The organism is Actinoplanes sp. CA-131856 (assembly GCF_050956135.1).
Classification (GTDB): domain Bacteria; phylum Actinomycetota; class Actinomycetes; order Mycobacteriales; family Micromonosporaceae; genus Actinoplanes.
The window spans coordinates 3,517,085-3,529,517 of the sequence record NZ_CP191849.1; the positions used below are offsets into that span (position 1 = coordinate 3,517,085).

11 protein-coding genes are annotated in these 12,433 nt (G+C 70.5%); 7 read left to right on the top strand and 4 right to left on the bottom strand.

Annotated features, from left to right (window positions below):
- The first annotated feature begins 30 nt into the window (after window positions 1–30).
- Both ACQP2X_RS16315 and ACQP2X_RS16320 read left to right on the top strand, forming a co-directional pair.
- The gene (locus tag ACQP2X_RS16315; RefSeq protein ID WP_498697816.1) at window positions 31–912 is read left to right on the top strand and encodes an ornithine cyclodeaminase family protein; all 882 of its coding nucleotides are present in this window, start codon (window positions 31–33) and stop codon (window positions 910–912) included.
- Window positions 909–1,766 (top strand): LLM class flavin-dependent oxidoreductase, encoded by an 858-nt coding sequence (locus ACQP2X_RS16320; RefSeq protein ID WP_498697818.1) that lies wholly within the window; start codon window positions 909–911, stop codon window positions 1,764–1,766. Before ACQP2X_RS16315 ends, ACQP2X_RS16320 begins: the two co-directional genes overlap by 4 nt.
- On the opposite strand, the gene ACQP2X_RS16325 is transcribed toward ACQP2X_RS16320, so the two are convergent.
- Window positions 1,741–2,271 carry a VOC family protein gene (locus ACQP2X_RS16325; RefSeq protein WP_498697820.1) on the bottom strand — a complete coding sequence of 177 codons (531 nt, stop codon included), beginning with the start codon at window positions 2,269–2,271 and terminating at the stop codon, window positions 1,741–1,743. The genes ACQP2X_RS16320 and ACQP2X_RS16325 overlap by 26 nt on opposite strands.
- 32 nt (window positions 2,272–2,303) lie before the next feature.
- Here ACQP2X_RS16325 and ACQP2X_RS16330 point away from each other — a divergent pair, with 32 nt between their 5' ends.
- Window positions 2,304–3,116 (top strand): DedA family protein, encoded by an 813-nt coding sequence (locus tag ACQP2X_RS16330; RefSeq protein WP_498697822.1) that lies wholly within the window; start codon window positions 2,304–2,306, stop codon window positions 3,114–3,116.
- Window positions 3,117–3,205: 89 nt separating this feature from the next.
- Here ACQP2X_RS16330 and ACQP2X_RS16335 read toward each other — a convergent pair whose 3' ends face one another.
- From ACQP2X_RS16335 to ACQP2X_RS16345, 3 genes are read right to left on the bottom strand one after another with little or no spacing between them, the layout of a single operon-like run.
- Window positions 3,206–4,519, bottom strand: coding sequence for a metal-dependent hydrolase family protein (locus ACQP2X_RS16335; RefSeq protein WP_498697823.1), 1,314 nt, complete (start codon window positions 4,517–4,519; stop codon window positions 3,206–3,208).
- Entirely contained in the window at window positions 4,516–6,234 is a 1,719-nt protein-coding gene (locus tag ACQP2X_RS16340; protein WP_498697824.1) for a hydantoinase B/oxoprolinase family protein, read from the bottom strand. Before ACQP2X_RS16340 ends, ACQP2X_RS16335 begins: the two co-directional genes overlap by 4 nt.
- Window positions 6,231–8,273, bottom strand: a complete 2,043-nt coding sequence (locus ACQP2X_RS16345; protein WP_498697826.1) for a hydantoinase/oxoprolinase family protein — start codon at window positions 8,271–8,273, stop codon at window positions 6,231–6,233. The genes ACQP2X_RS16340 and ACQP2X_RS16345 overlap by 4 nt, the downstream gene beginning before the upstream one ends.
- Before the next feature lie 300 nt (window positions 8,274–8,573).
- Here ACQP2X_RS16345 and ACQP2X_RS16350 point away from each other — a divergent pair, with 300 nt between their 5' ends.
- The 4 genes from ACQP2X_RS16350 to ACQP2X_RS16365 are packed head-to-tail and all read left to right on the top strand — an operon-like array spanning window position 8,574 to window position 12,430.
- The gene (locus ACQP2X_RS16350) at window positions 8,574–8,909 is read left to right on the top strand and encodes an antibiotic biosynthesis monooxygenase family protein (protein WP_498697828.1); all 336 of its coding nucleotides are present in this window, start codon (window positions 8,574–8,576) and stop codon (window positions 8,907–8,909) included.
- Window positions 8,906–9,922: a sugar ABC transporter substrate-binding protein gene (locus ACQP2X_RS16355; RefSeq protein ID WP_498697831.1), complete on the top strand. Its 1,017-nt coding sequence runs from the start codon at window positions 8,906–8,908 to the stop codon at window positions 9,920–9,922. The genes ACQP2X_RS16350 and ACQP2X_RS16355 overlap by 4 nt, the downstream gene beginning before the upstream one ends.
- Before the next feature lies 1 nt (window position 9,923).
- Window positions 9,924–11,435, top strand: a complete 1,512-nt coding sequence (locus ACQP2X_RS16360; protein ID WP_498697833.1) for a sugar ABC transporter ATP-binding protein — start codon at window positions 9,924–9,926, stop codon at window positions 11,433–11,435.
- A complete protein-coding gene (locus tag ACQP2X_RS16365; RefSeq protein WP_498697835.1) occupies window positions 11,432–12,430 on the top strand; it encodes an ABC transporter permease in 999 nt (332 codons plus the stop codon). Before ACQP2X_RS16360 ends, ACQP2X_RS16365 begins: the two co-directional genes overlap by 4 nt.
- Window positions 12,431–12,433 lie beyond the last annotated feature (3 nt).

Genomic DNA, 12,433 nt, shown 5'->3' on the forward strand with positions numbered 1-12,433 from the left:
CCCTCAGTGGTATGTGACATAGTACAGCGCATGTTCAACGCGGACCAGGTGCACTCGCTCGGCTTTCCCCAAGCCGTGGAGGCCCTGCGCGGTGCCTTGGCCGCAGGCCTCGACCCCGAGCGGGAGCCCCCGCGCATACCTATAGATACCGGCACCGGCGAGATCCTCGTGATGCCCTCGGCCGACCGCAAGACCGCCGGCGTCAAGCTGGTCACCGTCGCCCCCGGCAACCCTTCCCGCGGCCTGCCCCGCATCCATGGGGTCTACGTGCTCTTCGACGCCGAGACGCTCGTGCCGCGCGCGGTCCTCGACGGGGCGGCGCTCACGGCCCTGCGCACTCCGGCAGTTTCCGCGCTCGGCGTCGACCTCGTCGCCCCGCCCGGCGCCCATCGGCTCGTCGTCTTCGGCACGGGCCCTCAGGCCCGCGGTCACGTCGAGGCGTTGCGGGCGACAAGACCGATTGATTCTGTACGGATCGTGGGCCGCGACCCGGCGAAGGTGGCCGCTTTCGCCGAGAGCCTGCACGCGAGCGCCGCCGACGCCTCAGCGGTGGCCGACGCTGACATCGTGGTCTGCTGCACCACGGCCCGGCAGCCGCTCTTCTCCGGTTCGCTGCTCGCGCCGGAGGCCGTGGTGGTGGCCGTCGGCTCGCATGAGCCCGGGGCCCGGGAGGTCGACGCCGAGACCGTGAGCCGGGGCGGCGTGCTCGTGGAGTCGCGCGCGGCCGCCCTGCGCGAGGCCGGCGACGTCATCCAGGCCATCGAGGCCGGCGCGATCGACGACGGGGCGCTGGTCACCTATGCCGACCTGGTCCGGGATCCCATCCCCGCCCGGCCCCGGTTGATCAAAACTGTGGGGATGGGCTGGGAGGACCTCGTGATCGCCACTGCCGTCGTGGAGGCCGCCGCATGAGACTGTCCGCTCTGGTGCTGCCCGACCGTCATCCGGCCAGCACGTTTCTCGCCGAGGTGTCCGAGGCCGAGCGCTTCGGGGTGCACACGGTCTGGACCTACGACCATTTGACCTGGCCGCTGCTGGCCGACAATCCGTGGTACGGCTGCGTTCCCCTGCTCGCCGCCGCGGCCGTGACCACCACACGGGTGCGGCTCGGCTGCCAGGTCGCCACGCCGAACTACCGGCATCCGGTGCCGTTCGCCAAGGAGCTCATGACGCTCGACCAGCTCAGCGGCGGCCGCATCGACGTCGGCCTGGGCGCCGGCGCCGAGGGGCCCGACGCGCTGGTCCTCGGTGACCCGCCGCGTACGCCGCGCGAGCGCATGGACCGCTTCGCCGAGTGGATAGACCTGCTCGACACGTTGCTGCGCGAGCCGGTCACCACGGTCCACGGCGAGCGCTACACGGCCGTCGACGCCCATCAGCTCCCCGGCTGCGTCCAGACGCCGCGCATGCCCTTCACCGTGGCCGGCACCGGTCCGCGCTCGCTCAAGATCGCGGCCCGGTACGGTCAGGCCTGGATCACCTACGGTCCTTACGGCCCGGCGGTCGGGCCCGAGGAGTGGTTCGCCGCGCTCGAGAAACAGGCCGGCCAACTGGACGATGCGCTGGCCGGCGGCCGGTTGACCCGCATCGCCCAGTTCGCCGTCACCGTGACGTGGCCCTTCGAGAGCAAGGACCGCTACGAGGACACCGTCGGGCGCTTGCGCTCCCTCGGCTTCGACGAGATCAGCATCCACTGGCCGCGCCCGGATGGCCTCGGCGTGCCCCGCGGCGCCCTCGACCTCATCGCCGAGGCCCACGGGCTGTAGGGCCGGCGGCCAAGGACCTCATGGTCTCGTCGATGGTGGTGAAGACGGGGTCCGGGTCGCCGCTCTCCCACGCGGGGACCGGGTCGGGCTGGCCGGGGGCCGGGGCCCAGAGCCACCAGAGGTTCTGCCAGCGATCGAGCATGCGGCCGAGGGTGATCTCGCCGTAGAAAGGGGTCGGTTCGGTGACCGTAGTGGCGTTCAGGGCGGCGGCGCGGTGCAGGACTGTGGCCACGTCGTGGACCCAGGCCTGGAGCAGGCCCGGGCGGGGCGGCCAGCCGTCGAGACGGTCGGCGACCATCAGGTCGACCGTGCCGAGACGCAACTGGGCGTGGATGAGCTTGCCGTCGGGCATCGGGGTTCTCGCCTCGGCGATCTCCGGCACGTCGAAGACCTCGGAGACGAAGTCGATGAAGCCGGCGGCGTCGTCGACGATCACGAACGGATTGAGCACGGCGCCGCCGTAAGGCACGGAGTCGGCGGCGAGCAGGATCGGTGTGGTGGTCATGCCGTGAGGCTCGCAGGGGATGCGGTCAGATCGTGGCCGCTGTCGAGCATTCGCCAAGTCTTATGCCTGGCGTCAACCAGCGGCCGGGAAGAGCCGTGACACTACGAGAGGCGGTGGTGCTGTCCCTACCCAAGATCGGCGAGCTTGCACCATCGAACGGCGCTCCTGACATCCGTACGGTCGAAGGCAGAGATCGAGGGAGGACGTCGTTGCTGGACCATCTGATGCCATTGATCTCGTCGCCGTGGATCTACCTCATCGTCTTCGTGCTGGTGGCGATCGACGGGTTCTTCCCGGCCATGCCGTCCGAAGCCGTGGTGATCAGCCTGAGCGCGCTCTCGACGAGCGGTTCGGCCAACCTCGCCGCGCTGGCCGTGGCGGTGGTGGCGGGGGGAATGGTGGGGGACTGGATCGCCTACGCGCTGGGGCGCGGGGCCGGCCGCCGGGTCAGGAGCCGTAAGCTGATCGCTGCGAAGGAGAGAGCCGAGCGGGCGCTCGGGCGCTACGGCGGAAGCGCGATTCTGGTCGGTAGGTTCTTGCCGTACGGACGGACGGCCACCGCGCTCACCTCCGGGTCGGTGTCGTTCCCGGCGGGCCGGTTCCGGCTGTTCTCGTTGCTCGCCAGTGCGGCCTGGGCGGCGTACATCATCGGCTTGGGTCTTGTCGGAGGTGTCGCCTTCGCCGACTCGCCGCTGCTCGGCACGGCCTTCGGCCTGGCCATCGGTATGGGGCTGGCGGCGGTGGGCGCGCTCGTGCAGAGGACACAAGCAAAGAGAAGGAAAGCGGCCGGCGCCGGCGCCACAGCGCGTCGCGAGCTCGTGGAGGCGGGCCGGCCCGACGCGTGAGCCCGGGCGCCGGCGGTGGGGGACCGGCGCCCCGGGCTGGCTCGACGCGTGAGCCCGGGGCCGGCGGTGGGGGAGCGGCGCCCGGAATGTCAGGAGACGACTCTGCCGGACTGGATGACTGTGCGGTTGGCGGGGGCGGACCACAGCACTGACGGGTCCTCGAAAGGGTTGCCGTCGATGATGAGGAGGTCGGCGATGTAGCCGGGAGCCACGCGGCCCAGGTCGTCGTTTCGGCCGATCAGGGCGGCGTTCACCGACGTCGCCGACTGGAGGGCCAGGTGCACGCCGTCCACCTCCACCTGGAGGCGCAGGCCCTGGAGTTGCTCCTCCTCCAGCACGCCCATCAGGTCGGTGCCGAAACCGACCTGCACGCCGGCGGCCCGGGCGAGCTCGACGGCCCTGCGGCCGGCTTCCAGGACCTCGCGGTTCTTCTGCTGGGAGACCGGAGCCATGCCCAGCGCGTCGCCGCGGCGGTTCATCGCGTCGTACGCGGCCAGCGTGGGCACCAGGAAAGCGCCCTCGGCGGCCATCAACGACGCCGTCGAAGCGTCCAGCAAGTTGCCGTGCTCGATGGTGCGGACGCCGTTCGACACCGCGTGGCGGATCGCCTCGGGTGAATAGGCGTGGGCCGCCACGTAGCTGCCCCGCCTCGCCGCCTCCGAGGTGACCGCGCGGATCTCCTCCGGTGAGTACTGCGGGATGCGGATCGGGTCGGTCAGCGACACCACCCCGCCCGACGCCATGATTTTGATGGCGTGGGCTCCCCGGCGCAGGCGGTCGCGGACGGCCACCCGCAACGGGTCCACGCCGTCCACCACCTCCACCGTGTGGGCGCCGCAACCGCACACGTCCGAGTCGGCCGCCCGCACGTCGCCGTGGCCGCCGGTCTGGCTCAGCGCCGCACCGGTCCACAAGTAGCGCGGCGACGGGATCAGCCCCTCCCTGATGGCCCGGTCCAGGCCCGCGTCACCGCCCGATGGATCCCGCACCGTCGTGAAACCCCGGGACAGGGCGCCGGCCAGCCGCTTCGCCGCGGCCAGCGCGATGTAGCTCAACGGCCGCGACTCCAGCGACAGCATGTTCAGGTCGATGCCGTACGCGTGGCAGTGCGCGTCGATGAGCCCGGGCAGCACCGTCCGCCCGCGCGCGTCGATCACCCGCGCGGAGGAAGGGGAAAGCGACGGCGACGGGGAAGACACCGGCGACGGCGACAGGGAAGGCGACGGGGACGGGGAATGGGACGGGGAAGGCGACGGCGAGGGGGATGACACCGGCGACGGGGAAAGGGCGGCGCCGCCGCCGACGGCCGTGATCCGGCCGTCGGCGACGTGCACCGAGCCTTCGACGAGGTCGCCGTTGACCCCGTCGAAGATCGTCGCGTTGATGATGGACAGCGACGTCATGCCGGCACCGCGGCGCGCAGCCGTTCGGTCGCCCCGGCGTCGACCTCGAAGGTCGCCGGGTCGACCACCACGCCGTACGAGTCCGCCGCGGCCGCCGCCGACACGAAGCCGTTGCGGACGTCGGCCGCCACGCGGGCCGGGTCGCGGTCGTACGGGTTGCCGTAGCCGCCACCGCCACCCGTGTTGTTCACCAGCACGTCCCCGGTGTCGAGCAGGTTGTAGCTGCCGCCCGTCACCTTCTCCCGATCCGTTCCCGGGTTGAGCACGATGTGGTTGTTGTCGCCCTCGTGCCCGCCCTCGATGGGCCACGGCTTCGTCTTCGTCTTGTACACGATGCAGATGCCGGTCGACGGGGCCGTGAACCGGTACGACCGGCCCACCCCCACGCCACCCCGGTGCTTGCCCGCTCCGCCCGTGTCCGGCCGGTAGCCGTACGACTCGATGAACATCGGCGATTTCGTCTCGAGCACCTCGACCGGGTTGTTGCGGCATCCCGGCTCGGACAGGTGCATGATGCCGTCCGCGCCGTCGCCGCCCGCGTGCCCGCCGAAGCCGACCGCCTCGTTCGTCGCCTCCAGCCACGCCTCGCCGTTGCGCGGGTTCACGCCCAGGCCCATCATCGAGCACACGTCGCCGCCCGAGCAGGCCGGCACCAGATCGGGCATGCCCTGGGCCAGGGCCTTCAGCACCACTTCGCCGCCGAGCAGCCCGGTCCAGAGCGTGAACGTCGGCATCGGCGGCACCGCGTGCATCACCGATCCGGGTTCCGTGATGACGCGCAGCGGGCGGAAGTTGCCCGCCACGACCGGCGTGTCCGGCGTGGTCAGCGACTTGAAGATGAGGCTGCAGAACGCCTCCGTCTGCCCGACCGGCAGGTTGATCGGGCCCCGGACGTCCTTCTCGCTGCCCGTCCAGTCGACGATCATCTCGTCGTCGGTCACGGTGACCGTCACGTTCATCTTGATCAAGCGGTCGAGGTCGACGCCGTCCTGGTCGACGAAATCGTGCGCCGTCCACGTGCCCTTCGGCAGCTTGGCCAGGGCCAGCCGGGCCAGCTTCTCGCCGTGGTCGTTGATGGCGGCCATCGCCTCGGTCAGCACCGGAGCGCCATATTTAGAGGCGATTTCCTGTGTACGCCTGACGCCCGTGAAGCACGCCGAAACCTGGGCCTGAAGGTCGCCGATGGTCCTCTCCGGCATGCGGCTGTTGAAGCGCACCACGTTGAAGACGTCGTCGTTGGCCACCCCCTCGCGGTAGAGCTTGGCCGCCGCGAAGAAGATGCCCTCCTGGTACATGTCGGTGGAGTCGAGGACGTACCCCGCGTCCTTCTGCTTGAGGTCGAGCACGTGGATGCGGCACGAGGCGAAGCCGATCAGCGAACCCTCGCTGTGGATCGGCGCGAACACCAGCGGATCGAGCGTGTGCGCGGACGACCAGTACGGGTAGTTCAGCAGGAACACGTCACCGGGCAGCATCTTGTCGGCGCCGAGGAACTCGACCGCCCGCTTGATGCCGTGGTCGTTGCCGCGGGTGAAGACGGCGATGCCGGGCGCGTCGGCCACCACGTCGCCGTTCGCGTCGTGGATGCCGATGCCGTAGTCGTGGATCTCGTAGACGACCGTGTTGTAGGCGGTCCGGCACAGGTTGCGGGCCATCTCCTCGGCCCCGGCCAGCAGGCCGTGCCGGATGACCTCGATGGTGATGGAGTCGATCATGAGTCCGCCTTCACGGTGATGACCATTTCGCCGTGCGAGCCGACCCGCAGGTGGTCGCCGGCGTGGATGACGGTGGTCGCGGTGTGTTCGTGGATGACGGCCGGCCCGGTGATCTCGTCGCCGGCCAGCAGGTTCTCGCGGGTGTAGAGCGCGTACGGCACCGCGGGCGACGACGCGGAGACGTAGACGTCCCGCGTCCCCTCCGGCGAGAGGGCACCGGTCGAGCGCGACGGCAATGAGGAGAGCGCCGGCTTGGAGACCTGCCCGCTGGCTCGCAGCCGCAACGTGGTCACCTCGATCGGATCATTCATGACATGTCCGTATTGCCGGGCGTGAAGCGATGTGAACTCCTGCTCGACCGCCACGGATAAATCGGCTGAAAGTGACGGCACGGGCACGGTGACCGTGTGCTCCTGCCCGGCGTACCGCACGTCGACGCTGTAGGAAAGCTTCTGGGCATCGGCGCCGAAGCCTTCGGCAGCCAGAGCCAAAGCGGCCTCAGCAGCCATCTCTTCGTACGAAGCGGCCACAGCGGGAGAATCCAGCGAGGCGAGCGGCGTCACCGCGGTACGGGCGAAGTCGTGCTGGACGTCCGCGAACAGCATGCCGAAGGCCGAGAACGCCCCCTGCCCGGGCGGCACGATGACAGTCGGGATCCCCAGCTCGTGCGCCACGTCCACGGCCACCAGCCCGCCGCCGCCGCCGAACGACAGCAGCGCGAAGTCCTTGGGGTCGCGCCCCACCTCGACGGTGATGGCCCGTACAGCGCCCATGATTTTGGTCGTGGAGATCCGGATGATGCCGCGAGCCAGGGCCAGCGGCTCCATGTCCAACTTGCCGGCCAGCACGGCCAGCACGTCGAGCGCCGCCTGGGAGTCCAGCGTCAGCCGGCCGCCGAGCGCGGCCGAACCACCCATGTAACCCACGGCCAGAGCCGCGTCGGTGAAGGTCGGCTGCGTGCCGCCCTTGCCGTACGACGCCGGCCCCGGATCGGCGCCCGCGCTCTGCGGGCCGACCTGGAGCGCGCCCGCCCCGTCGAGCCAGGCGATCGATCCGCCACCGGCCCCGATGGTGTGGATGTAGAGCGACGGCGTGTTGATCGGCAGGTTCTCGAACTCGGCGCCCTGGTGCAGCACCGGCGCGCCGTCCACCACCAGCGACGCGTCCAGGCTCGTCCCGCCCATGTCGATCGTGATCAGGTTGGGCTGGCCGATCAGCCGGCCGAACTCGGTGGCCCCGATGACGCCGCCGGCCGGGCCGGAGAGGATCAGGCTCACGGGTTGCTCGCGGGCCGCGCTGGCGGTCATCGCGCCGCCGCCCGAGCGGGTCATCAGGAAGCGTCCCTCGAAGCCGCCCGCGGCCAGCTCGTCCTCGAGCCGGGTGAGGTAGCGGCGGACGATCGGCTTCACGTACGCGTCGAGCACCGCCGTGCTGGTCCGCTCGTACTCGCGATATTCGCGGGAGAGCTCGTGCGAGACGGTCACGACCACGTCCGGCGCGACCTCGGCCAGGATCTCGCGCATCCGGGTCTCATGGGCCGGGTTGGCGTACGAGTGCAGGAAGGCCACAGCCACAGAGTCGTAGCCCCGGGAAGCGATCGTCGCGGCCACCTCCCGGGCGGCGTCCTCGTCCAGCGGCTGATGGACCGAGCCGTCGAACAGGCTGCGCTCGGGCACCTCGAACGTGTCGTACCGCTCGAGCAGGGCCGGCGGCGGCCGGTAGGTGATGTCGTAGTTGGTCCGCCGGTCGGTGCGGCCCAGCAGGTAGACGTCGCGGAAGCCGGCCGTGCCGATCACCGCGGTGCGGGCGCCCGTGCGGGTCAGCAGCGCGTTGAGCCCGAGCGTGGTGCCGTGGGTGAACATGGCGACCTCGGAGATCGGCGCCTCGGTGGTGCCGAACGCGTCGAGCACGCCCGCCGTGGGCTGGGACGGTGTCGTGGGCACCTTGCCGAACCGGATCTCCCCGGTGGCCGGCGTCAGCTCCACGACGTCGGTGAACGTGCCCCCGACGTCGATGGCCACGCGGCTGGTGCTGGTCATGGTGTTCGCCTTTCGCCAAAGCGCATGCGGCGGCCAAGGCCGTGAAGAAGGCATGCGGGAGAAGACGGCTGTGAAGAAAGCCGGGAGGACGTCGCCGGTTGGCGCGGCGAGGAGCCGAACGTTTCACGGCGCCGGAAGCCGTGTCAATCGTGAACGGCGCGGCCGCCGGAGCCGCGAAAAGCCGGGGAACCGGTGCCTGCACAGCGAACGGCCGCGCCGGTGTGCTGGGCGCACATCCGTGGCCGACCGGCCACGGTCAGCATTTGCCAACTCCTGAACCCGACAGCACCGGGAGGCCCCGTGTTCCGCAGCGTTCTCACCCTCCGAGCGGCCGCCGGCCGGTCGGCCGACCTCGAGTCCTTCTACGCGGACAACCGGGTCCTGGAGAGGGCCCGGACGTTCCCCGGGTGCCGTGCCGCCGAATTGTTGCGATCCGTCGACGCCGGCGCCGCGACCCACATCGTCACCGCCGATTGGGACACCGCGGCCGACTACGGCAACTGGGTCGCCGACCCGTGGCGGGCCTCTTTGTCCGAGGGGCTCACCGCACTACTGGACATCCGGGAGGACGAGCCGCTCGTTGGCGGAGTTTTCGAGCTCGTCGAGCCCTCTTCGCAGACAGAGGAGCACCAGTGATAAAAGCCGCCCGTTATGTAGGAACAGGCCTGGCCGTCGCGCTCTTGGCCGCCGGCTGCAGCAAGCCCGACAGTGAAGCCGCCGGCAGCGCGGCCACGGCCGCGCCGGCCGACAAGAAGCTCAGCATCGGATTCTTCGGCTTCGCCAAGGCGAACTCCTTCGCCCAGGCCACCTGGGCCGGCATCCAGGAGTACGCGGCCGCGAACAACGCCGAGGCCACCTTCCTCGACTCGAACTTCGACGGCCCGACCCAGGTCAACCAGCTCCAGGACGCCGTCACCTCCAAGCGCTACGACGTCATCATCGTGCAGGCCAACGACGGCACCGCGATGGTCAACCCGGTCAAGCAGGCGGTCGCCGCCGGCATCCCCACGGTCATCGAGTTCACCCCGGTGGGCGGCAAGTACGACACGGCCGACCCGCAGATCCCGGGCACCGTCAACATCATCGACCCGCCCACGGTCAACGGCGACGGCCTGGCCAAGCTGGGCAACGAGGCCTGCAAGACCGTCACCGACGGGGCCTGCAAGGTGGCGTACTTCCAGGGCTTCGCGAACTACCCGCTGGACACCGCCCGCACCGACGCCGCGGTCAAGGCCCTCAAGGCGGGCGGCGCGGCCGAGGTCATCTCCAACTTCGTCGGCGGATACACCCCCGACAGCGGGCGTACGGCGATGCAGAACCTTCTCCAGGCGCACCCCGACGTCAACGTGGTGATCGGGTCGTCGCAGGCCCTCGAGGGCGCGACCCCGCTCGCGGCCGGCAAGAGGATCACCTTCGTGGGCAACGGCGGTTCGACCCAGGCCTACGACTACGTCAACAAGGGCACCTGGTACGGCGTCTACTCCGTGCCGGAGAAGAAGTCGGGCGCCAAGGCGGCCGAGCTCGGCCTGGCCAAGGCGCGCGGGCAGAGCGTGGCCGAGTCGACCGTGGTCTGCACGACCCTGACCGACTTCAACTGCCTCGGCACGAAGACCACCCTCCAGGGCCAGACGGCCGACTACTCGGACTGACATGACCACCGACGTCAACCGGGCCCCGTCCATCTCGGTGCGGGGCATCGGAAAGAGCTACAGCGGTGTCTCCGTCCTGCGCGGCGTCGACCTCGACATCGCGCCGGGCGAGGTGCACGGCCTGGTCGGCGAGAACGGCGCCGGCAAGAGCACGCTGCTGAAGATCCTGGGCGGGGCGATCCGGGCCGACGAGGGCACCATCAGCTTCGACGGCGAGCGGGTCAGCATCGCCAGCCCGCGCGACGCGATCGCCCACGGGGTCAGCCTGATCTCGCAGGAGGGCGCGCTCGTGCCGGCGCTCTCCGTGCTGGACAACGTCTTCCTGGCCCAGTGGTCGCAGCGCGGCAGCTGGATCCGGGCCCGGCGGGACAAGCGCCGGCTGGCCGAGCTGATCGAGCTGACCGGCTTCACGGTCGACCCGGCCGAGCGGGTCGACCGGCTCCCGATCGGCGTGCAGCAGCAGGTCGAGATCTTGCGCTCGCTGGCCCGCGGGGCCCGGGTGCTCGCCCTGGACGAGCCTACGGCCGTGCTCAGCGAGCACGAGAAGGAGAACCTGCTGGGCCTGATCCGGCGGCTCGCGGCGAGCGGCACCACGGTCATCCTGATCTCGCACTTCCTCGACGAGGTGCTGTCCGTGGCCGACCGGGTCACCGTGCTCCGGGACGGCAACCTCATCCGTACGGGCCAAGCCGGAGAAACCTCGCCGCGCGACCTGGTCGCCCAGATGGTGGGCCGCGAGATCGACGTCCTCTATCCCGACCCGGACCCCGTGCCGGACGGCGCGGCGGTCGTGCTCAGCGCCCGTGGCCTGCGCCGCGGCCTGGTCCAGGGCGTCGACCTCGAGGTGCGGGCCGGGGAGATTCTCGGCATCGCCGGCCTGGTCGGCAGCGGCCGTACGGAGACCCTGCGGTTGCTCTTCGGCGCCGACAAGGCCACCGACGGCGTGGTCGAGATCGACGGCACGGTCATCAAGAACGCACCCCGGCACGCGATGGCGGCCGGTGTGGCCATGGTGCCCGAGTCCCGCAAGGAGCAGGGCCTGGTGATGGTGCGCTCGGTGGCCGAGAACGTCGCCCTGTCGTCGCTGCCCGGCCGCCGGGTCGGCCCGTTCGTGCAGAGGAAGACCGAACGGGACGCGGTCGGCGAGATCTCGAAGACCGTGGACATCCGGGCGGCCAACCCGGCCGCTGCCATCGAGACGCTCTCCGGCGGCAACCAGCAGAAGGCGCTGTTCGCCAAGTGGCTGCTCCGTGAGCCCCGGGTGCTGCTCATCGACGAGCCGACCCGCGGTGTCGACGTGGCCGCCAAGACCCAGATCCACCACCTCATCACCGATCTGGCCCGCGACGGCATGGCGGTCGTCTGCGTGTCCTCGGAGATCGAGGAGCTGCTCGCCCTGTCGCACCGGGTCCTCGTGCTGCGGCACGGCAAGCCGGTGGGGGAGTTTCCGCGCGGCACCACCCCCGAGACAGTCATCTCAGCCGCGTTCGGCGATCAGGAGGTTTCCACGTGAGCGTCGGCGTATCCCCCCAAGCGGTTACCAAACCCCCACCCGCGGCGGGGGTGTCGAGCCTGGCCTTCCGGCTGCGCGACTACGGCATCGTGGCCGCGTTCGTGGTCATCGTCATCGCCCTGTCGGTCAGCACCGACACGTTCCTGACCAGCGCCAACCTCGTCAACCTGCTGGATCAGACGGCCGTGCTGGGCCTGCTCGCGGTCGGGGCCACGGTCTGCATCGTCAGCGGCGTCTTCGACCTGACGGCCAGCGCCACGCTGGCCCTGTCCGCGATCATCGGCGTGCAGATCGTCAAGGTCACCAACGTGTACGTCGGTTTCGCCGGCGCCGTGGCGGCGGGCGCCCTGCTCGGCTTCATCACCGGCATGGTGGTCACCCGCAGCGGCGTCAACTCGTTCGTCGGCACCCTGGCCACCAGCCTCGTCTATCGAGGCCTGGCCGTGATGGTGACCGGCGGCGCCATCGTCTATCCGCTGGCCACCCAGGCCGAGGACTTCGGGATGCTGACCTGGCCGTCGCTGTTCGGCCTGACCTCCGCCACCATCGTGTTCGTGGTGGTCGTGGCGGCCATCGGCGTCATCGTGGCCCGCACGACCTTCGGCCGCCGGCTGTACGCGGTGGGCGGCAACGCCGAGGCGGCCCGGCTCTCCGGCATCCGGGTCGGCTCGATCCACGTGTCGGCCTTCGTGATCAGCGGCGTCTGCTCGGCGCTGGCCGGGCTGATCCTGGCCTCCCGGGCCGGCTCGGCCCAGTCGACCATGGCGACCGGCATGGAGCTGACCGCCATCGCGGCCGCGGTCGTGGGCGGCACCAGCATCCTCGGTGGTGAGGGCGCGGTCTGGCGCGGCATCGTCGGCGCGCTGCTGCTGACCCTCATCGGCAACGGCTTCAACCTGCTCGGCTGGGACACCATCTATCAACAGGTGCTGCAGGGCTGCCTCATCCTGTTCGCCGTGACCATGGACCGCTGGCTGCGGAAACGCACACGATAGCGA